This window comes from Paenibacillus sp. fava2, assembly GCF_058313675.1.
Map to the genome: position 1 here is coordinate 4941096 of NZ_CM177755.1, position 20919 is coordinate 4962014.

The window sequence follows — 20919 nt, forward strand, 5'->3', positions numbered from 1 at the left end:
CTGCCCTTGACCTAATCACACTCGGCCATTCCAGATACTTGTTACTCATGTCCTTACACACTCAGTCTTGCGCTTTCTTGCCACATACCGATCGAACTTACGTTGTTACGCGCACAATTGTCACCTGTGCATACTGTCCCAACCCTGCATTCACTTTCACTTTTACATTTGTTCCTGTCGGCTCCCAACCCGCCACGCTCCCCGCCCCACCCTACTGGGCAATCTGCTCCCGGATGTTCGCGAGGATCTTCTTCTCCAGCCTCGACACCTGTACCTGCGAGATGCCGAGGCGGCTGGCGACTTCGGACTGGGTCTGGTCGCGGTAGTAGCGCAGGTAGACGATCAGGCGCTCGCGTTCGGTGAGCGCGCCGATCGCTTCGCTCAGCGCCAGCTTGTCGAACCAGCGCTCCTGCGACTCGTCGGCGATCTGGTCGATCAGGGTGATCGGGTCGCCGTCGTTCTCGAAGACGGTCTCGTGAATCGAGGTCGGCGGCTTGTTTGCCTCCTGGGCAAACACGATTTCTTCGGGTGTTACACCAAGTGCCTCGGCAACCTCGCCGATGGTCGGGAGGCGGTCCAGCGTTTTGGACATCTCGTCCTTCATCTTGCGCACCTTGTTGGCCATCTCCTTGAGGGAGCGGCTGACCTTCAGGGTTCCGTCGTCGCGCAGGAAGCGCTGGATCTCGCCGATGATCATCGGCACGGCATAGGTGGAGAACTTGACCTCATAGCTGAGGTCGAATTTGTCGACGGACTTGAGCAGTCCGATACAACCGATCTGGAACAAGTCATCCGGCTCGTATCCGCGGTTCATAAACCGCTGCACCACCGACCAGACGAGCCGGATGTTGCAGCTTACGAGCGTGTCGCGGGCCAGATTATCCCCGGCCTGACTGAGCGCGATAAGACGTTTGACCTCCGCATCGTCCAAATAGGTCGGCGGAGCTTTTTTTGATTCTGCTTCCATGGCTCCAACCCCTAATTGTATAAAGCTTTTTTGGAGACGATTGTTTTCTTCATGGAAATGGAGGTGCCCCGGCCCGGCTCGCTGGTCACTTCGAAGGCATCCATGAAGTTCTCCATAATCGTAAAGCCCATTCCTGACCGCTCCAGCTCCGGCTTGGACGTATACAGCGGCTGCTGTGCCAGCTCCAGATCCTCAATCCCGTTACCCTGATCCTCAATGGTCAGATGTACGGTTTCATGCTCGATGCTCGCCGAGATGCTGACAATCCCTTCGGGGTTACTGTCATAGCCGTGAATGATGCAGTTGGTGACTGCTTCCGATACGACCGTCTTCAGGTCGTTCAGTTCATCCATGGTCGGATCAAGCCGCGAAACGAAGGCCGCTACCACCACACGCGCGAACGATTCGTTCTCCGAGAGGGCGGCAAACTGGACACTCATGAAGTTAGAAGCTTCATTCTTTGTCATAACGCAACCTCCAAATCCGAGAGTGCAGCACTCTCGTTGTCATATAAGGACATGATTTTGAACAGGCCTGACATTTCCAGCAGCCGCTTCACGGGTGCAGTGGCATCACAGACTGCCATTTTACCGCCCTTGCTGCGGATCAGCTTGTACCTTCCAAGAATAACACCGAGACCGGAGCTATCCATGAACTGCAGCTCCTTCAGGCTGAGAATCAGATGCTCGACCTGGCCCCGCATGATGGCTTCATCCATCTCCATCCGAACATAATCGGCTGCATGATGATCCAGCTCTCCATACAACCGGACAACCAGCACACCCCGGTGATGCTCCATCTCCACATGGGAATTCATACTTGCCACTCTCCTCTTCGTTGCTTTCAAACCACCCTGTAACGACTTCTTTCCCCTACAAGGACAAGGTTTTCTACATGGCAAAGAGTGATTCCTGCCTCACGACAAAACTAGAAGAAAACCCCCATGAATCTACAGAAGTCACAGGGGGAATCTACAAAATCCAAGCTATTAATCAATCGTAAACAGCGAGCCCGCTGTACGTTTGAACAGCTTCCAGAAGCCGGCCTTTGGTACCGCCTCGCCCGCTCTCAGCTCATATTCCTTAATGACATTCGTTCCCTGGTAGACGACCAGCTTGCCGACCGTCTGATCTGCGGCGACCGGGGCCTTGATATCATCCTGCAGTACGACCTCGTTGCGGATACCTTCCTGAGTCACGCCTTTTTTGAGCAGCACGCTATAGGTTTCTTTTGCGGTAATCGGCAGCTCTTTTTTCACGCCTTTTTCAATCTTCAGGGTGCCGATGGCATCTCCGGATTTATAAATGGTATGCACCTTGTATTGGGAAAAGAGATAGTCGAACATGCCCGACACCTCGCTGTTGCGCGTCTTGGTGTTCGGTTCACCCAGCACCACGGCAACGGCTCGCAGCCCGTCTCTGGACGCAGTAGCCGAGAGGCAGAACTTGGCTTCAGACGTATATCCGGTCTTGAGGCCGTCAGCGCCGGTATAGAAGCGCACCAGCTTGTTCGTGTTAACCAGCCAGAACGGCTTCTCGGTATCCTTGCGCAGATAGTCCTGATAGGAGCCGGTATATTTGATAATCCGTTCATGCTTCAGCAGTTCGCGGCTGATGACGGCGATGTCGTGGGCGGAAGAATAGTGGTTCTCCGCAGGCAGCCCGTTACAGTTGGCAAAATGGGTGTCCTTCAGGCCAAGCTCCTCTGCCTTGCTGTTCATCATGTCGACAAAAGCGCTCTCCGAGCCGGCAATCTTCTCTGCCATCGCCACGGAGGCATCATTGCCGGAAGCCATCGCGATGCCCTTGAGCATCTCGTCAACGCTCATTTCTTCGCCGGGCTCCAGAAAGATTTGCGAACCGCCCATCGACGCAGCGTATTCACTGGTCCGCACCATGTCGGTCAGTTGCAGCCTTCCTTCATCCAGCGCCTCCACCGTCAGGAGCATTGTCATGATTTTGGTAATACTGGCCGGCGGCAGCTTGTCGTGACTGTTCTTTTCATAAATAATTGTGCCGGTGCCCGCATCCATCAGGATGGCAGAACGCGCATTCGGGGCGAGATCAGCAGCAGCGGCGGTATTGCCGGTACTTTTTGCTTTTTCCTCTGCCGATGCTCCCGCAGCCGCTCCCAGTACAGAAACAGCCATACACAGCACAAGCGTCAATACACGTATTTTTCTCAAAATAGTTCCCCTCCTGAACATTACCTTCAACTCACAGGTACTGTATTCCAGTCTGGTCAGAAAAGCAGGAAATTATTCCAGCTGTAGTACAAAAAAAGGGCCTTCCCTGCATCCTCGCGGATTCTGCAGAGAAAGCCCTTTGCTGTTCAAACCTGTCAAGACGGAGAGCGTTAGCCTCCGATTGCCATTGCGCTGAAGATAACCGGTCCGACAACAACTGCGGTAGAATCGGCATCCTGGTTCTCAACAATCAGCTGATAGTTTTGCACACCTGCCGGCACGTTAACATCTACCATATGCAGGGAGATAATACCGTCATCGACAATAACCTCGGCGTATTCTGCCCGCGCATAAAAGATTTCGTGCCCAGCACGCCAGATGCGCACCAGGATGTTAGGGAAATCAAGCGGAATATCCACACCAATGGTTGCCTTGAGTTCAACCTTGTTCGGGAAATGCGCCGGTACTGCCGGATCAATAAACACTCCTACTCCAGCGATCTGTACACCAGCAGGGGAAATCGGAACAGGGATGGAAACTCCGTTGGTAATGGGGGTAACGACATGAGCATTGTAATCCAAGAGGGTTTTTACCACAATCTATCACTCCTTTTCATAGTTATGCTTCAGTATATGAAGGCTATGAAAAAGAGCTTGTGCACTTTTAGTGCTAGAATTGCCTAAATATATAATAGACTCATCTGCGTGCAGCCCCATATTGTACGGCCGGCCGGCTGCTGCCCCGTCCCAGATACAGCCTGGACAGCTGCGGTGACCGCCCTGCCCATTTAGCCGCCAGCAGCGGCAGCACCACACCTACCAGGGTAAACGGGATCAGCCCGTAGTCTGCCCCAAGCAGAAGTTTCAGGCTGTAATTCAGCGGCAGGTGCAGATACATAATCGCAATTGTGTTGCGGCCAAGCCTGCCCATGAAGCCGAGCGGCAGCCGTTTGGACAGCTGGAATACAGCAGCGCAAATGGTGAGTGAAATCAGCAGCGGTAACGCCAGGTCAAGTACCAGCGCATCATACTCCTTATACTTCATATCAAGGCTATAGCTGATGATTCCGCGGCGTTCCAGCCACAGCACCAATCCGCATAACGGCAGCAGCAGAAGCAGTACGTAAAAGCGGCTGATCAGCGCAGGAATGGCCTTTCTGCCATAATATCCGATTGCATAGTAGGTAACAGCAAGCAGAGCAACGTCAATGTTCCATGGGAGATTAAAGTTCTTAAGCGGCGTCAATGCGATGATGTGCGATAGTAAATAGGCGGAGGCGATTAGGAGGAGTTGGGTGCTGCGGCTGTACCTGACAATGTATCCAAAGAGCAGCTGCGTGAACAGGAGGCAGGTAATGAACCAGAATACCCCGTAAGGCCCGGTTAAGGTAAGCCCTCCGTAGAGCAGCCTGGCAATATTTTCGAGGAATCCGGTAAAATTCAGGGTATACAGCAGCATCCCTGCTGCAATCAATAATCCGTAGGCAAAATAAGGCGTCATCAGTCCCTTCGTCCGCTTTACTGCCCAGCCGGTGTACCGCTCAGGCGGGGTCGGCTTAAACACCAGACCGCTCAGCAGAAAGAACAGCGGCATCCGGAACCAGGACAGATAATGATTGGCGGCGGCATCGCCGGAATGTCCCATCACTACAAAAATAATGCTGAAGCCCTTGGCGGCATCAATCCATAACTCACGGCGTTTATCCACTTTTTTCTTCCAACTCCTCCCAATCCAGTTTTATTTTTAATATAATTATAGAATGATTGAATTGTTTGATCAAATTTTAATGAATATTTTCATCGTGTTTCAGAAAGCTAACTTCGATTAACAACGATACATACATGCAAAAAATAAGTCATTGAGCCTAGAACCGGGACTTTTCAAATTGTGATCGCCAGTCCGTTAAGCAATAGAAGCATAGAACGTGTCCAGCCCGTAATTCTCGGCTTGTAAAACAAATCATGTCACGAAACGATGCTCCAGGCTTGTTATATAGGTATCAAACACAGGAGGTGAAAAGCGTGCAATTAACCGTCCCCGGGGAAGCGGACGAAAGGAAGCTGATGATTGAGCAGGCTGTAGAAGCTGTGAAGGCAGGCAACAAGCAGTCCTACGAGATTATTATTAAGCAGTTTGAACGTCAGATTTATACTTACTGCTTTTATATTCTCAAGAATCATACGGAAACGGAAGATGCTGTACAGGAGATCTTTATCCGTGCCTATGCGAACCTTCACCGCTATAGCAGCAGAACTTCCTTTTCGGCCTGGCTTTACAAGCTGGCCTATCATCATTTGATTAATTTGAAGCATAAAAAAGGCCGTTGGCTCAGACTAATTGAGCATTACAAGGGTCAGCAGAGTCAGCAGCAGGTTCCATTAACCGATTCGATTACCCAGGAGCTGCTGATCTATTTAACCATAGAAGAACGTCATATCCTGCTTCTAAAAGCTGTAGAGCAATACACCTTTGAAGAGATTGGCGTGATTATGGGGATTAGGGCAGCTACAGTCCGCAAAAAATATGAACGGCTGCGTAAAAAGCTGCTAGAACGCGCAGGCCAAAAAGGAGCGAGGGTCCATGGAACAATATCAGGGGCAAACAAAACATTCTGAAATGGACGTTATCGAACAAAGAATCCGCGAGTCTGTTGTACCCAAACGGGAATTGAGCACTTACATTATGCATAAGATTGGGGAGAGCGAGATGAACAGAACAACCGCAAGAGCTTCAAATTCCAAACCGGGAATCCTTAAGAAAACAGCAATTGCTGCGGCCGCGGCTGCGGTGCTTGGCGCAGGTACTATCGGTGCAGGTTTTGTATCGCCGGTGATGGCAGAGACGCTGAAGAAAATTCCGGGCATCGGCCTTATTTATCAAGGCACAAGCCCGCAATCGGTAGATCAGGCGATTGCCCGTGGGATATTATCAGAGCCTGCGCAAAGTGTTACCCACGGCGGAAATACACTGAAGCTGACCAATCTGCTCTATGACGGTACACGGCTGTCCCTCCTGCTGGAGTATGAAGGCGAGCTGGACCTTGCCGAGCGAAGTTTAGGGGCTATCATTGAACCTCCAGTATTCCTGGCAGACGGACAGCCAATTACATTTACCAAAGGAATGTTAGGCGATGTCCCTTATCATGACAATACTTACCGCGCGGAGCTGACACATGGCCTCGATTTACCTGACGAATTTACGCTGACCATTCAGGCCAAGATGAAGCAGGTGGATGAAACCTTTGAATTCAACGTACCTGTAAAGCTGATTGATAACGCGATTGCAGTTAAACCAGACATTACTAAGTCGAATGGATCGTTTAGTTATACAGTCGATGAGCTGCTGGTAACCCCGGTGTCCACGCGTTTAATTTTACACAGTCAGGGCGAGGTCCCTTATTCTAATGAGCAAACAGGAGAATATAGCGCCAGCAAAGTGTATTACGAGCTTGTAGATGATCAGGGAAATTCCCTTGACCCTAACATCTTCGGCTTTTATAACAGCAAACCGGGGTCATCAGATCAGGTCAATGAGCTGTATGCCCCCTTTGCCGCTGCAACAAAGTCCGTAACCATAAAACCCTTCACGCTAACCGTTAAGAATGATGATCACAGCATTGTCGGGCAAAAGAAAGACAGTAACGGCAACCTGCTTCCGGGAATCCATAACCAGGGAGAGCGGACTTACCTGCAGGATCTTGAAGTCACAGTGCCGCTCCAGCCATAATTCTTTATTATAGAAATAAAGGAGCGGCAGCCAAGACTCAACAAGTCTTAGGCTGCCGCTCCTTTTCAATTATTCTTCCTATACGGCTGTGAAGGGGTCCTCTAACTCCTCTTATTGTCTGCCGGAATCCTGCCACTGGGCATCTGCCGGCGGAAGCTCATCTCCTGCGCTCAGGTAGATCCGGTCGATCCGAAGCTGGGACTCGCAAGCCAGTATGGACAGCACATGCTCGCCGGAGCTGATCACCAGGTCAGAGATATGGCACCAGTAGTACACTTGGGCGGTATTGTAGGTGTGAATCTTCCCACGGCCGAACTGCTCCGTCAGAGGCTGTACATTGCCGTCAAGCGCCAGGTAACAAGAGTCGGACTGGAAGTTATGATGTCTGACCAGCAGCCATGCATGGTAAACGCCCGGTCTATGGACGTTGATGCGGTAATGCATGCCCGGCGCATCAGCAGGCTCCTCCCATTTCAGGCCAGCATCAGCCACATGCATCGCGAATCCTGTTCTGCCGTTCGTTTCAGCCTGCAGGTGACTCCAGTTCAGACTGTGATCGTCTGCTGCAGGCGTCAGGTAGGCATGCTCCGAGTTCGCAAGGGCGTATTCAGCTTCGATGGCGATAACACCGTCCTGCTCGGTAAAGCTGCCTGAACCGAAGGCTTCAATAACATTCTTTTCATCCGTTCGCTTCCAGAGGCTGTCATAACGTGCAGCTCCCAGTTTTGTCTGAGACTCCGGACTGCATTTCTGAAAGATCAGATCAAACCGCTCCTCGAAAAAGGCTCTGTCCGCATAAAGGACCGAGGGTAGCGCCACCTCATCCTTCTGAGTACTGTAGAATCCGCTGCATAGTACCTCTACTTCCTGCCAGTCCACCTGCGGGTTTTCCGCGCCGTAGCCGGCAGCAGGCTTATGACCCAGAGCGCTGAAGGCGGGGCCAAGATTAGATTCAATTCTCGCACCGGTATACAGCACAAGTTTGGAGATCGTTACATAATTATCCGCTGTGTACAGCTTGAGCGTGTGTGTCCCGGCCTCCATATACGGCAGCTTCACCAGCAGCTTTTCGCCGTTATCCATAATACTCTGCTGCCAGCTGCCCTTCCACTCGTCATTCGTTTCCGACTCGGCCAGCACTGGCTCCCCGTCATCTATGCCTACACCGAAACGGATGCGGCCTGTAGAATTCAGCGTCAGGAAGCGGTGGACTTCCAGAACGTATTCTCCGCCCTGCTCCATGTAAATGTCATACCCGACGGATGCATTATCCTGCAGCGCCCCTTCCGGCCGCTGCCCTGCAGGATACCATGCCATCAGCGCAGCCCCCTCGTACCGGGCCATGCCCGGCACTGTTAACCAGGCAGACTGAACCTCCCCGGCGTTGTTCGTTGCATCCAGGCTCTGATGGTAGCTGTCAGCCGGGATAGACACATAGCCGTCTGCTTCAACATATCCGGTGAAGCCGTCCGGAACAGCCGGAGCGGATTCAACCTCCACCTGAACAGAAATGACAGCATTATTTCTATGATCACGGATTGTGATGAGTCCGCGTTTGCCGGCATGAACCGCGGGATCTTGAACCGTGACCAGAATCCGCTGCTCGGCTTCCAGCGTTCCTTCTGTAACAGACAGGGTGAGCCACTCCACACCCTCTTGAAGCTCAAGGGTATACGGAATGTTGCCTGCTCCCTGATTGCCCAGCTCAATCCACTTCTCCCGCCGCCCATAGACGGAGAAGCGCAGCGTTTCCTCCCCGTTCCAGAGGTCAGTACGCAAGCCGCTGCCGCTAATCTGCAGCGCCGGCTTCCGCACCGGATACAGCGCAGTCGGCGGAGGCGGGAAGCTCTCCGGAGTCAGCATGCCCTCCCATTTGCCGCCGCTCAGCTTCCTGTCATAGAAATGCAGCATCCGCCGCTTATTGTCCAGCATCTCCGCCGATAACCCCGTATACCGGTCGGCTGCCTGCATGTTGCCGCGCTCATAGGACAGCACACTGCGGTCGGCATAATAAAACTCGTGATTGGTATAGTAGGAGGCATGGATTTTCATCAGGAACAGCTGGAAGAAAGCAGCGCGTTCCTCCTCAGGCAGACTGTGCAATATGGCATTGCCCCGTCTGTACAGATCCTCCAGCAGCATCAGTCTGCGGCCGGCCTCATCCCCGTAAGCCGTCTGCGAGAACACACCAGGCTGCATATGCTCGATCTTGCGTACATTGGTCGCCTGGGCAAAGGCTGTGTATAACTTCGCAGCTTCTGCCCCGTGTCCGCCGGTGAAATTACTGTTGATCCATTGCTCTGTGAACACCTGCGGATCTTTCGTAATCCCTTCCGCTTTCCCGGCCTCCCAGCCGTACCGCACAAAATACTCCAGATCCTGCTCCACCGGCTTCAGGCCGCCGACATTCAGCACCCAAACCTTGCGGATGCCTGACTCCCAGGATTTCCGCAGCTCATTGCCTGTCTGGGCCAGCGGAATGGAATTGATGAACAGATAGCTCATCCCTGTGCCCGGAGCGGCCCAGTAGGAGCCGTGGAAGTACAGCCCGTTCCCGCCGCTGCGGCTGCGTTCAGCTTCTGAAGGATAGCGGCGCATATGGCCGAAATTATCGTTCGCCCAGATCAGGGTCAGATCCTCAGGCAGCTCCAGACCCTGATCATACAGTGAAAGCACCTCTTTATAAGGAACGAAGGTCTGCAGCGCTGCCAGCCCTTTTTCCTCACCCAGCACGTCTATAAGCAGCTGCCGCTGATCACGGACTACCTGTCCGAGCAGCTTGACCTTGGCCTCCTTTTTCTGCTCCGGAGTCAGGGAATCGTCCTCATCAATAGCCCGGGTGTGGAAGCCCGAATCATGAATACCCCGCATCCCCATCGTGAAGCAGACCTCATAATTCCGGTTCTGCTCGATGCTTTCCCGCCAGTATTCCAGCAGAATCTCCCGGTTACGCCCTTCAATAGAATAATCGTATTCGGCATCCGTATAGCCCTTGCTTTCAGTCCACGGCGTCCACTCATTCTGGTTGCTGCGCAGCAGCATATCACAGTGCGAGGTGCCGACAACAACGCCCATCCGCTCCGCCAGCGCACCATTCTCCGGATTGCCGTTGAAATAATTGACATGCATCGCCGGCCAAATATAGTTCGCCTTCAGGCGGAGCAGCAATTCAAAGATATGGCTGTAGGCCACCGGCCCGATCGTACCGTCCGGTGTATGCAGTTTAGCCCAGTCTTCCAGCTCCTCTTCATCATTGAGGAAAATGCCCCGGTACTCCACAGACGGCCAGTCGGACTTGCTGAAATCTGCCGGTACACTATACGAATCTTTGGTCTTAACCGGGACATCCCCCCAGTAATGCCAAGGAGATACGCCTATCGCCTCGCACAGGTCATAGATGCCGAAGATCGTTCCCCGGCGGTCGGTTCCTACAATGTAGAACACGCCTTCTGCGGCCTGCTGGAGAAAAGCCTCCCACCGCCACGCTCCAGCTTCATCCTTTAACTGCCCCAGAGACAGCTCTTGGTTCTGCAGAACTGCAGGGAGCTGCCCGTCCTCCTCCAGTGTGGCGATAATGATGGCGCATTCATGAATCTCAGGCGAAAGAACCGCCGTACAGCCGAATACCCGCTTGATGTCCGTAATCAGATTGTCTGCGGCGATCTTTACGGCACTATTTTCCTGATCAGACACAAAGATATGTACCGGCTTGCTGCCTGTGAACAGCTCCAGACGCTGGTCTGCTGCATGGATTGTATTCAACGTATATTAGCCTCCTATTTGCAGGCGGCACGGTGGGCTGCCTGCTTTCTGTGGGTTAACTATACCTCAAGATAGAACAACTATCTTTTATTATGTTGCTTTTATCGTCGTTTGTTGTACTATATTGCTATAAAAGACAGGGGTTGAAGCCATGGGCGCAGATCTGTTTGTTCCGCATCCTTTATTCTACATTGAATATATGAAGCATGACGCCGGCCACCGGATGCCTAATGTTCATTACCATAACTGCTACGAGCTGTATATCCTAGAAGAGGGTCACCATAATATGCTGATCAATGATTCCATGCTGACGCTGGCGGTGCACGATACGGCGCTGTTCAAGCCCAATCTGTTCCACCAGAGCTACCGGAATAACGGCTGTGCCAGAACCTGTATTTACTTTACGGACCGGTTTTTACGGATGTATTTTACGGAGAAGGCCATTAACGCTCTGCTGGGCTGCTTCGACAGAGGGGTTATTTCGGTCGAGAGGGAGATGTTCCCCCGGGTTAAAAAGCTGCTGCTGCTGCTGGAAAAAGAGGATGTAGCCGACGGCGGCAATCGTATCTTCATCTATCTGGCCGAGATTCTGGATATTCTGAACCAGAGCAAAAGCGCGCCAAGAACCGCACAGACTACGGCCTCTCCCGATCAGATCGACCTGATTCTCTCTTACATCAACCAGAATTATGCTACGATCCGCAAAATCGAAGAGATCGCCGGGCAGTTCTACATCTCCAAATACTATCTGTGCCACATCTTCAAGGAAGCGACCGGGCTTACTCTCGTGCACTATATTAATAACATTAGAATCCAGCATGCCTGCAACATGCTCGTTAATACCGGCCGCTCGATTCTGGAAATCGGACTGGCCTGCGGCTTTAATTCATCCATGTATTTCTGCAAAACCTTCAAGCAGGCGCTGAACGTAACGCCGAGTGAATTCCGGAGGAACGCGCAGTAACTGTTGCGGATTTGTATAAAAGAGAGCAGCCTCCTTTCCCTTACGGGAAGAAAGGCTGCTCTCTTTGTTGTTACCGGCTTGCTAAATGGCACAGCCGGTTAATATAAGTGGCAGGACACCTGATGGCCGGTGTCCAGCGTGCGCAGCTCCGGCGCCTCCGACTTGCATCTGTCCATGGCATACGGACAGCGCGGGTGGAAGGCGCAGCCGGTTGGCGGCGTCTCCGGGTTCGGCACGTCGCCGGTCAGGACGATCCGCTGCTTTTTCTGGCCCGGATTCGGCACCGGCACAGCGGACATCAGCGCCTGCGTGTACGGATGCAGCGGCTTCGCGAACAGCGCCTTGGTCGGGGCCAGCTCGACAACGCGGCCAAGATACATAACGGCCACGCGGTCACTGATAAATTTCACGACCGACAGGTCATGGGAAATGAACATATAAGTAAGACCGTATTGCTCCTGCAGATCCTGCATCAGATTCAGCACCTGGGCCTGGATGGATACATCCAGCGCCGATACCGGCTCGTCGCAGACAATGAATTTCGGATTCAGCGCAAGCGCCCGGGCAATCCCGATCCGCTGCCGCTGGCCGCCGGAGAATTCATGGGGAAAGCGGTGGGCCTGATAGGGGGACAGACCCACAACCTCCATCAGCTGCTCGACCCGGCTTTTCAGCTCGCTGGCGGAGGACGCGGAACCATGGGTCCGCAGCGGCTCCTCCAGAATACGCTGGACAGTCCAGCGCGGGTCAAGCGAAGCATAAGGGTCCTGGAATACCATTTGCATATCGGTCCGGAAGCGGCGCAGCTGCTCTGTGTTCAGGCTGCGTACATCGGTACCGCCAAACATAATCTCTCCGTCTGTCGGTTCAATCAGGCGCAGGATTGCCCGCCCGGTCGTGGACTTGCCGCAGCCGGATTCGCCGACAACAGCCAGCGTTTCGCCCTGCTCGACGGATAATGTGATCCCGTCAACCGCCTTGACAGCACCGACCTGCTTCGAGAAGAAGCCTTTGCGGATCGGGTAATGCTTTTTCAGATTGCGGACTTCAAGTAATGTGCTCATAGGACTCCCTCCTCCTGCAAAAGACACCGGCAGGTATGGCCCGGCTGAATCTCCACCAGCTCCGGGCGCTCCGTAAGGCAGCGGTCAACCGCCACCGGACAGCGCGGCGCAAACCGGCAGCCTGCCGGAAGATTAGCCGGATTAGGCACCTGGCCGGGAATCGAGGTCAGGCGGTCGCTGTCTCCGGCAAGCTGGGGCAGCGATGCCAGCAGTCCGCGGGTATACGGATGCAGCGGATTGCTGTAAAGGGTAGCGACATCCGTCTCCTCGACAATCTGGCCGGCATACATAATGACAACCCGGTCGCACATCTCGGCAACGACGCCGAGGTCATGGGTGATCATCAGGATGGACATGCCTTCCTTCTCCTGCAGCTCGCGCATCAGATCAAGAATCTGCGCCTGGATCGTTACGTCTAGTGCCGTTGTCGGCTCATCGGCAATCAGCAGCTGGGGGTTACAGACCATCGCCATTGCGATCATCACCCGCTGGCGCATCCCGCCTGAGAGCTGGTGGGCATATTGCTCGGCAATCTTTTCCGGACGGGGAATCCCGACCTTGCGCAGCATTTCAATCGCCCGCTCGTTCGCTTCCTTCTTCCCCAGCTTCAGATGATAACGGGCCGATTCGGAAATCTGCCGCCCGATCTTGAATACCGGATTGAGCGAGGTCATCGGCTCCTGAAAAATCATCGCAATCCGGTTGCCGCGGATGCCGCGGACTTCTTTGGCCGGCATCTCCAGCATATCCTTGCCCTCAAAACGAATCTGGCCGGAGGCGATCCGGCTGATCCGCTTGGGCAGGAGCTGCATGATCGACAGGGAGGTGATGCTTTTGCCGCAGCCGGATTCACCGACAATGCCCAGCGTCTCCCCCTTGCGCACTGACAGACTGATGCCGTCCACCGCGCGGATCGTACCCGCAGCTGTTTTGAATTCGGTGCATAGCCCCGATACTTCCAGCAGTTCTGCCATGATTGCCCCTCCTTTATCTCTGTGTCTCACTTATATTAAAATTCCGCTATTATTTGCTTTCTTCGACGCCCAAATATTTAAGCGCAGTGAGCGCATAAACCTTCGCACACTGGATAATCTGCCAGACCGGCGCTTTTTCATTAAAGTTATGGATGGTTGACAGCTCGGCCGGGCCGTATTGCAGCACCGGAATGTTATGGGTCCGGAAATGGCGCGCATCGCTCGATGCCCATTGCAGCACACCGTAAGCTTCCTCGCCGCTGACTTCGCAGATGCTCTCCACCAGATCGCTTACGACTGGCTCCTCGGGAGCCGTCCAGTTCGCGTTGCCCTGGAAGCCGAAGCCTTTTACCTCCGATTCAATGCCTGCTTCAAGCAGGAGTGAGCGGGCACGATCCAGCACATCGCGGTAATCCACGCCGAACGGCACGCGGGAATCAACCTGGATCGTGCAGCGGTCCGCCACAACGTTCACCTTGGTTCCGCCCTGTATCGTCCCGATGTTTACCGTCACATGATCGAATACCTGATAAGCAACTTCACCGTATTCTTCGCGCTGCTTCACATAGTCCTGAGAGATACGGATGATTTCTTTGACTTCCTCCGGAATATCCGGCTTGATGTCCCACAGGCGCTGCAGCGCCTCGATTCCTTTGGCTGCCTTGACGATCGCACTGTCGCCGACAACCGGGGACAGGCTGCCGTGGCCCGGCGTACCTTCTACGGTGAATTCGAACCAGCAGCTGCCCTTCTGCCCGATGGTCGGATTGAGCGGCCCGGACGGCTCGGCGATAACTGCCGCCGTTCCGGTAATCAGCCCGCGCTCCAGCACCCACGGCACGCCCAGATGGCCGCCTGTCTCCTCGTCCGGCACGATCAGCAGCGACAAGTCACCTTTGAGCGGAACACCAAGCTTGGCCAGCAGCGTTGTTGCATAGATCAGCCCGGCCAGACCGGCTTTCATATCGGAAGCGCCCCTGCCGAGCAGATAACCGTCAACAATATCGCCGCAGAACGGATCGAAATCCCAGCGGGAGAGATCACCGGCAGGCACAACGTCGGTATGTCCGCAGAAAATCAGATTTTTACCGGACGGCTCGCCTGATCCTGAATTCAAAGTAGAAACAAGATTCAGCATAGTATCGGTAGCCTGATGGATCGTTGTATCGATGCCGGCCTCTTTTAAATAATGGATAATAAAAGCGCTGATGTCGCGCGAATCGCCCGGCGGATTCTCCGAAGGAAAACGGATCAGCTGTGAGCACAGCTCCAGGAGCTGGTCCTGCTCATCGTCAATCGCCTGCAGTATCTTGCTTTTCCAGTCTGTCATTGCCTGTTGCGCTCCTTTAGGTCCTCATTGCTGGCACTCGGGGCCAGAGAGGCTTCCGTTAATTTGTGAAAAAGAGGGACCGCAGCCTGTGGCCCGTCCGCTCTTTTTTATCAGCCGAAATTCTTATTGTTCAAACGACAGCGGGTAGAAACGGATAACCTCATCCGGATAGAACGCGTAGCCGCTGATCTTATTGCTCATACCGACAATACGGTTGTATTCGTACAGATACGCCCAAGGCGCTTCGGTTGTAATGATCTCCTGTGCCTGCTCGTAGAGTGCCGTCCGTTTGGCTGCATCTGTCTCTACGTTGGCTGCTTCCCAAAGCTTGTCTACCTCAGCATTGCTGTAGTTGATGTAGTTGGAAGAGCCTTTGCCGTAGAGCAGGAAGCCGAGGTGGTAGCCAGGGTCATTGACGAACGATGTCCATTTCGAGATGTAGGAGGTCAGGTTGTTCGTTTTCTGCTGCTCCAGGAACTGGGCACGGGCCAGCTTGTTGATGTTCATGGTTACGCCGATTTTGGCCAGCTCCGCCTGAATCAGTACGGCATCATCCTCCCAGTCATCGAAACCGGAACCCAGTGTGAAGTCAAAGGTAAAGCCGTCAGCATAACCTGCTTCAGTCAGCAGCTCTTTTGCTTTATCAAGATTGTGCTCATAAACGTAGCCTGCATCCGTGAAGCCCGGCGTGTTGCTTGCTACAGAGCTCTTCATCTGTTTCGCCTGCCCGTACATAACGCCGCTCAGCAGCTCATCGTAGGGGATCGCATAGTTGATGGCCTGGCGGACTTTTACATTGTCAAACGGCTTCACGTTGTTGTTCATTGCGAAGAAGAGAATCCGGTTACTTGCATTGGAAGCAACGGTCAGATCCGTGTTGCTCTCAAGGGAATCTACATCCTTAGGAGGAATCTCGATCGCCATGTCCACATCGCCCTTATCAAGCAGCAGCACGCGGTTGGAGGCTTCCTTGGTGAACTTCATAGTAACCTTGCTGAGGCTTGGCGCACCCTGCCAGTAGGACTCGTTAGCAGTAAAGACGGCTTCCGTAGCCGGGTCCCATTTCTCAAGCGTGAACGGGCCGGAGCCTGCTGCATTCGTCTTGAGGTAGTCAGCGCCCTGCGCTTCTACGGTCTTCTGATCCACGATGGAGAATGTATACATGGCGATAATCTGCAGGAAATTATGATTGGCATTAGTCAGTGTAACTTCAACTGTGGAATCATCCACTACAGTTACGGATTTGATCGCGGCCATTCCATAGAGGAAGCTGCCGGAGCTAGAATTAGCCACACGGTCAAAAGAGTACGCAACCGCCTCGGCGTTAACCGGGTTCCCGCTCTGGAAGGTTACACCCTGCTTCAACTTGAACGTGTACACGGTATTGTCATCCGACACTTCCCAGCTCTCAGCGAGCATCGGCTGGATGTCTTCGGTATTGGCGATGTTAGCGCCGTCTTCTGTTTTGATCCCGTAGGTGACCAGCTGATCATATGCGGCAAGCACGAGAGTATCGGAGGTAAGGTCATTGGCTTCCGCCGGGTCAAGCGTGGTGCCGCCCTCGGAATAGGCAACCGTCAGATTGCTTTTGACTGCAGCAGCTGCCGTTCCCGTATTCCCTGTAGCCGCTGTAGAAGCGGGGTTGGTCGGATTGGCGCTGCTTGCGCAGCCGGCGAGCATAATGGAAAATGCGACGAGCGTTGACATCAGTTTGATTCTTTTCATCAGTAGTTCCTCCCTTTTCTATATCCTGCCTGCAAAACAACACTGGTGCTGCTTGTTGATCATGTACCGCCGGGCTGCCGGATACTGCACCGTGCCGCGGGCTTCCCTGATCTATATCTACCGGGATTCTGCGTAAGCTGAGGGAGGCGTGCTCCCCTGCTCTGCTTTATTTGCCGGAACGCAACCGCGGGTCAAGCACATCTCGGAATCCGTCACCGAGCAGGTTGAAGCCTAAGATCGAAGTGGCAATGGACAATCCCGGAAAAGTAACCAGCCACCATTGCCCGGAAATAATGTATTCCCGTCCTTCGGAGATCATCGCGCCCCACTCGGCAACCGGCGGCTTAACGCCAAGCCCGAGAAAGCTGAGACTGGAGGCTGTCAGGATGGCAAAGCCCATCCCGAGCGTTGCCTGCACCATTAGCGGTGCAAGGGCATTGGGCAGAATATGGCGGTACAGGATGACTGTATTTTTCACGCCGATTGCCCGGCTTGCTTCTATATATTCCTTCTCGCGGAGTGAGACTGTCTGCCCGAACATCAGGCGGGCAAATTCCGGAATGCCGACGATCCCGACGGCAATCATCGCACTGGTCAGGCCTGCTCCGATCGAAGCAGCGATTGCCATGGACAGGACCAGCGAAGGGAAGGATAGCAGAATGTCCATCAGACGCATGATGATCGTTCCGGTGCGGCCGCCATAGTAAGCGGCAATTCCGCCGAGCGGCACACCGATTATGAAGGAGATGCCGACTGCGATCAGACCGGTCCAGATACTGATTCTTGCCCCGTAGAGCACCCGGCTGAGAATATCGCGGCCGAAATTGTCGGTTCCGAACCAGTGGCTGGCCGAAGGAGCCTGAAGCTTGTTCGCCATATTGGTCGCATAAGGATCATGCGGGGCAATCCACGGGGCAATAATGGCAATGACCGTCCAGATGAAGATAAAGGTTAGCCCGAGGGCGGCAAGCCGGTTACGCAGCAGCAGGGACCATAGGGTTTTTGGCTTGGCGGCAGCCTCCGGTCTGGCCGGCTTGCCCTGTGCCGGATGTGCGGGCTGTGATGAATGCGCTGAATGTGCTGCAGTGCTCAACGTAAGTCTCCTCCTTTCTCAGAAGCGGTTCTATTCATAGCGGATACGCGGATCAATGATGCCGTAGATCAGATCGACAGCCAGGTTAATCCCGCAATAGAGCACGGCACTGACCAGGGTAAAAGCTTGGATCGGCGCATAATCCGCTGCCAGAATGGAATCCGTAACGTAACCGCCGATACCCGGCCAGGAGAAGATAGTCTCTGTAATAACCGCTCCGCCCATCAGAAAGCCGAACTGCAGTCCGAGTACAGTTAATGTAGGAATTAGCGCATTAACCAGTGCATGCTTGTACACGACAGCGGATTCCCGCAGGCCTTTGGCCCGTGCCGTGCGGACAAAATCCTGATCCACCACCTCCAGCATACTGGAGCGGGTCATGCGGGCCACGATGGCCATAGTGCCGGTGCTCAGGCAGATCGCCGGGAGCAGCAGGTGGGCCAGACTGCTTTTTAAAGCGATCATATCTCCCGACAGGATGCTGTCCAGCACGTACAATCCGGTCAGATGCACCGGCGGATTGAGATCGCCGCTGATCCGGCCCATCGGTGCCGGAGCCCAGCCAAGGATGGAATAGAAGATATAAATGAACATGAGGCCCAGCCAAAAGATCGGTACACAGGCCCCGATCAGTGAGAATACCCGGGAGATGTGGTCCAGAATTGATTCTTTCTTGGTAGCGGCAACGATCCCCACAGGAATCGCCACCAGAATCGCAATCAGTATGCTGGCCAGTGTCAGTTCGACCGTAGCCGGGAAGCGGGATGCCAGATCGCTGGCTACCGAATGCCCGGTGTGATATGCATAGCCGATATCCCCCTTGAGCAGCTGCCCGATGTAGGAAAAGAACTGGATGTACAGCGGCTTGTCCAGCCCCATATCCTGGCGGATTTTGTTCACCGTCTCCTCCGGCGCCTGTTCCCCGGCCAGCATGATCGCGGGATCACCCGGCAGTACTCTTGAGAGAATGAAGGTGATGACGATAATGCCGAGCAGAGCCGGAACCATCTGCACCAGTCTTTTTAATGTGTAAGCAAACAATGAATCAACCCCCTTACGGCTTCTGTAACTACCCTTCCAGTCTTGTGTCTTGTACTGAGCCATCTCTTTACGGCAGAACCTGCGGCTCCATGTCAGGTACTGTGCTGTTTCCTGCTGTTCTTTAGTGGTTGTGCTAATTCTACATAGATTTCAACGCCTGCTCTACGTCCCGTTTAACTAAAAAAAAGCACAACCGTTTGTCGGTTGTGCACTACTGCAACGCGTGAACGTCACTTTATCTGACATTGCTTTCCGTAAAAATTCCAATCCCGCCTATTTTTCCTGCAGGTAGTAGTAGATCAGGCACAAATGGCAGACGAACTGCTCGCGCGGATCATTCAGATCAAAGCCCGTAATATCGCGGATCCGCTCCAGCCGGTATTTAACCGAATTGCGGTGTATGTACAGGCTGTTGGCAGTATCAATCAGACTTCCCCGGCACTCCAGATAATGATAGAACGTCAGCAGCATGTTGCTGTCATGCTCCTTGTCATACTGCAGCAGCTTGCCCAGCTTGCGCTCGAAGAGGCGCTCAAAGCCCGGTCCGCCAAGCCCCTCCAGCAGATGGTATACCTCCATCTCCTCATAGCGGGTAACACTGCCTGTGCCCTGTCCCAGCCGTCTGGAGACAGACAGCGCCTTACGGGCCTCGTTATAGCTGGTGTGGATGTCCCACAGATATTCCGGCGTCCCGACGCCGGTCCGGTAATTGGCGAGGCCGTTGCTTTTGTCCTGCAGCCAGCCCTCCAGCGTCCTGGACCAGGACTCTTGTATATCTTCAGCCGCGCTGAGCTTACGCCCCTCTGGTGTCGGCAGGAACAGTACAGCCCGGCTGGAACGGTACTCGGCATGGGGCGTGACACCGCGCTTCTTCGCTTCCCGTTCCAGCAGCCGGTTGACCGTCTCCTCGCTCGGCGCGCTCTCCCCTTCAATGACCGCCACCTCCCATTTATGCTCGGGGTTCATGCCCAGCTGTCTTGCCCGGCGCTCCACCTCATGGCGCGTGGGCAGGGGCGGGGTCAGCAGCTCGTCGATGAAATTGCCGCGCAGCCGGAATTCCGTGTCCTCGGCTACCTTTCTGCGCATCAGCTCCAGCGCGAATACCAGCCTGGCCTGTTCGATTCCTACCTCCTCCATATCGTCCAGCCGCTGCTTGTCCACCAGCAGCTTGGCCACGGTGCGCCGGTCTACATGAATGCTCCAGTTCAGCGGCACTGCCTCCTGCTGCCATTCATAATCCGCCGGGGAGGAGACGATAATCTTCCGCTCCGGATCAACCAGCGCCACTGGAGCCTTCAGAAACTCAGCCACGTTATCCGTTACCGCCTGGATGCCGCTGTTCTCCAGCACCATCGTTGTCAGGGTGCGGTACACCTCCTCCGCCCGGCGCAGCAGCATCGCCTGCCGGCCGAGCAGCAGCTCCGTCACGGGCTGGGTGATATCCGTGTAGGGAATCTCCGGGGGGATTTCCACAATCGGCAGGCCGCAGGCATTACTGGCGTCAATCGCGCTTTGCGGTATCTCCTTCAGGAACCGGGCCGGCTTGATCGCAAGTGCCGCCGCGCCCAGATTATCAAGTGTATAGATCAGCTCCGCCAGCAGCGAAGGGTCGTGACGGATCGAGTAGGCTGTAGTCAGCAGCATGACGCCCTCGCTGATCCAGCCCTTCAGGTCAGGGACCTCCATAATATCTACAAACCGGACCACCCGGTCCAGGCCCTGCTCACCGCTGATTACCCTCGCTTTGCCCAGCACGGACAGCTGCATCAGTTCTCTTAATGTAATTCCACGTGTCTTCAATGCTTCTGCCTCCCTCTGCTGTATACAGTATTTCATTATTTTTCCTGAAATATGCCGCGTTAATTGCTCATGTTAGTTTATCAGACATACGCCGTTTACCACAGGAAAATATAGCAAATTGCATATATTTCCAAATTGGCAATACGAATGCATTCGCCGGAGCGAGCTTGTCCTGCGAAAAGCTTCAGCTCAACTTCCGTCGCCGCGCTGGGTTATTTCGGCGGATTCAGAAGCATTTTTGCACTTCATTTCGCCGTGCTGAGCTATTTCGGCTGATTCAAAGGCATT

At 54.0% G+C, this 20919-nt stretch carries 17 protein-coding genes; 3 read left to right on the forward strand and 14 right to left on the reverse strand.

The annotated features are described in order from the left end of the window. Positions 1 to 211: 211 nt before the first annotated feature. From sigF to AC4G46_RS21830, 6 genes are all read right to left on the reverse strand, one after another. Positions 212 to 967: an RNA polymerase sporulation sigma factor SigF gene (sigF, locus tag AC4G46_RS21805; protein WP_039875115.1), complete on the reverse strand. Its 756-nt coding sequence runs from the start codon at positions 965 to 967 to the stop codon at positions 212 to 214. Positions 968 to 978: 11 nt separating this feature from the next. After that, the gene (spoIIAB, locus tag AC4G46_RS21810; protein ID WP_491124552.1) at positions 979 to 1434 is read right to left on the reverse strand and encodes an anti-sigma F factor; all 456 of its coding nucleotides are present in this window, start codon (positions 1432 to 1434) and stop codon (positions 979 to 981) included. After that, complete coding sequence (gene spoIIAA / locus AC4G46_RS21815) at positions 1431 to 1784, reverse strand: anti-sigma F factor antagonist (protein ID WP_491124553.1); 354 nt, start codon at positions 1782 to 1784, stop codon at positions 1431 to 1433. Before spoIIAA ends, spoIIAB begins: the two co-directional genes overlap by 4 nt. Before the next feature lie 171 nt (positions 1785 to 1955). Then, positions 1956 to 3173 (reverse strand): D-alanyl-D-alanine carboxypeptidase family protein, encoded by a 1218-nt coding sequence (locus tag AC4G46_RS21820; RefSeq protein ID WP_491124554.1) that lies wholly within the window; start codon positions 3171 to 3173, stop codon positions 1956 to 1958. A 149-nt stretch (positions 3174 to 3322) separates the two neighbouring features. After that, positions 3323 to 3748 carry a hypothetical protein gene (locus AC4G46_RS21825; RefSeq protein ID WP_491124555.1) on the reverse strand — a complete coding sequence of 142 codons (426 nt, stop codon included), beginning with the start codon at positions 3746 to 3748 and terminating at the stop codon, positions 3323 to 3325. Positions 3749 to 3848: 100 nt separating this feature from the next. Next, on the reverse strand, positions 3849 to 4859 hold the full coding sequence (locus tag AC4G46_RS21830) for an acyltransferase family protein (RefSeq protein WP_491124556.1): 1011 nt from the start codon (positions 4857 to 4859) through the stop codon (positions 3849 to 3851). A gap of 314 nt (positions 4860 to 5173) precedes the next feature. Here AC4G46_RS21830 and AC4G46_RS21835 point away from each other — a divergent pair, with 314 nt between their 5' ends. Together AC4G46_RS21835 and AC4G46_RS21840 are read left to right on the forward strand one after the other, a co-directional pair. After that, a complete protein-coding gene (locus AC4G46_RS21835; RefSeq protein ID WP_491124557.1) occupies positions 5174 to 5767 on the forward strand; it encodes an RNA polymerase sigma factor in 594 nt (197 codons plus the stop codon). Then, a complete protein-coding gene (locus tag AC4G46_RS21840; protein WP_491124558.1) occupies positions 5733 to 6878 on the forward strand; it encodes a DUF4179 domain-containing protein in 1146 nt (381 codons plus the stop codon). The genes AC4G46_RS21835 and AC4G46_RS21840 overlap by 35 nt, the downstream gene beginning before the upstream one ends. A gap of 111 nt (positions 6879 to 6989) precedes the next feature. On the opposite strand, the gene AC4G46_RS21845 is transcribed toward AC4G46_RS21840, so the two are convergent. Next, the gene (locus tag AC4G46_RS21845; protein ID WP_491124559.1) at positions 6990 to 10640 is read right to left on the reverse strand and encodes a glycosyl hydrolase 115 family protein; all 3651 of its coding nucleotides are present in this window, start codon (positions 10638 to 10640) and stop codon (positions 6990 to 6992) included. Positions 10641 to 10791: 151 nt separating this feature from the next. Between AC4G46_RS21845 and AC4G46_RS21850 the strand changes: the two genes are divergently transcribed. After that, on the forward strand, positions 10792 to 11604 hold the full coding sequence (locus AC4G46_RS21850; protein WP_491124560.1) for a helix-turn-helix transcriptional regulator: 813 nt from the start codon (positions 10792 to 10794) through the stop codon (positions 11602 to 11604). A 98-nt stretch (positions 11605 to 11702) separates the two neighbouring features. Here AC4G46_RS21850 and AC4G46_RS21855 read toward each other — a convergent pair whose 3' ends face one another. The 7 genes from AC4G46_RS21855 to AC4G46_RS21885 all read right to left on the reverse strand — a co-directional run bounded on the left by AC4G46_RS21855 (position 11703) and on the right by AC4G46_RS21885 (position 20631). Continuing rightward, positions 11703 to 12668, reverse strand: a complete 966-nt coding sequence (locus tag AC4G46_RS21855; protein WP_491124561.1) for an ABC transporter ATP-binding protein — start codon at positions 12666 to 12668, stop codon at positions 11703 to 11705. Then, complete coding sequence (locus AC4G46_RS21860) at positions 12665 to 13642, reverse strand: ABC transporter ATP-binding protein (protein ID WP_491124562.1); 978 nt, start codon at positions 13640 to 13642, stop codon at positions 12665 to 12667. Before AC4G46_RS21860 ends, AC4G46_RS21855 begins: the two co-directional genes overlap by 4 nt. A gap of 49 nt (positions 13643 to 13691) precedes the next feature. Then, the gene (locus tag AC4G46_RS21865) at positions 13692 to 14972 is read right to left on the reverse strand and encodes a M20 family metallopeptidase (protein WP_491124563.1); all 1281 of its coding nucleotides are present in this window, start codon (positions 14970 to 14972) and stop codon (positions 13692 to 13694) included. A gap of 123 nt (positions 14973 to 15095) precedes the next feature. Then, entirely contained in the window at positions 15096 to 16697 is a 1602-nt protein-coding gene (locus AC4G46_RS21870; protein ID WP_491124564.1) for an ABC transporter substrate-binding protein, read from the reverse strand. Between the two features lie 166 nt (positions 16698 to 16863). Beyond that, positions 16864 to 17790, reverse strand: a complete 927-nt coding sequence (locus tag AC4G46_RS21875) for an ABC transporter permease (protein WP_491124565.1) — start codon at positions 17788 to 17790, stop codon at positions 16864 to 16866. A gap of 30 nt (positions 17791 to 17820) precedes the next feature. Further along, complete coding sequence (locus tag AC4G46_RS21880) at positions 17821 to 18831, reverse strand: ABC transporter permease (RefSeq protein WP_491124566.1); 1011 nt, start codon at positions 18829 to 18831, stop codon at positions 17821 to 17823. 273 nt (positions 18832 to 19104) lie between these two features. Next, on the reverse strand, positions 19105 to 20631 hold the full coding sequence (locus tag AC4G46_RS21885; RefSeq protein WP_491124567.1) for a PucR family transcriptional regulator: 1527 nt from the start codon (positions 20629 to 20631) through the stop codon (positions 19105 to 19107). Positions 20632 to 20919: the final 288 nt, after the last annotated feature.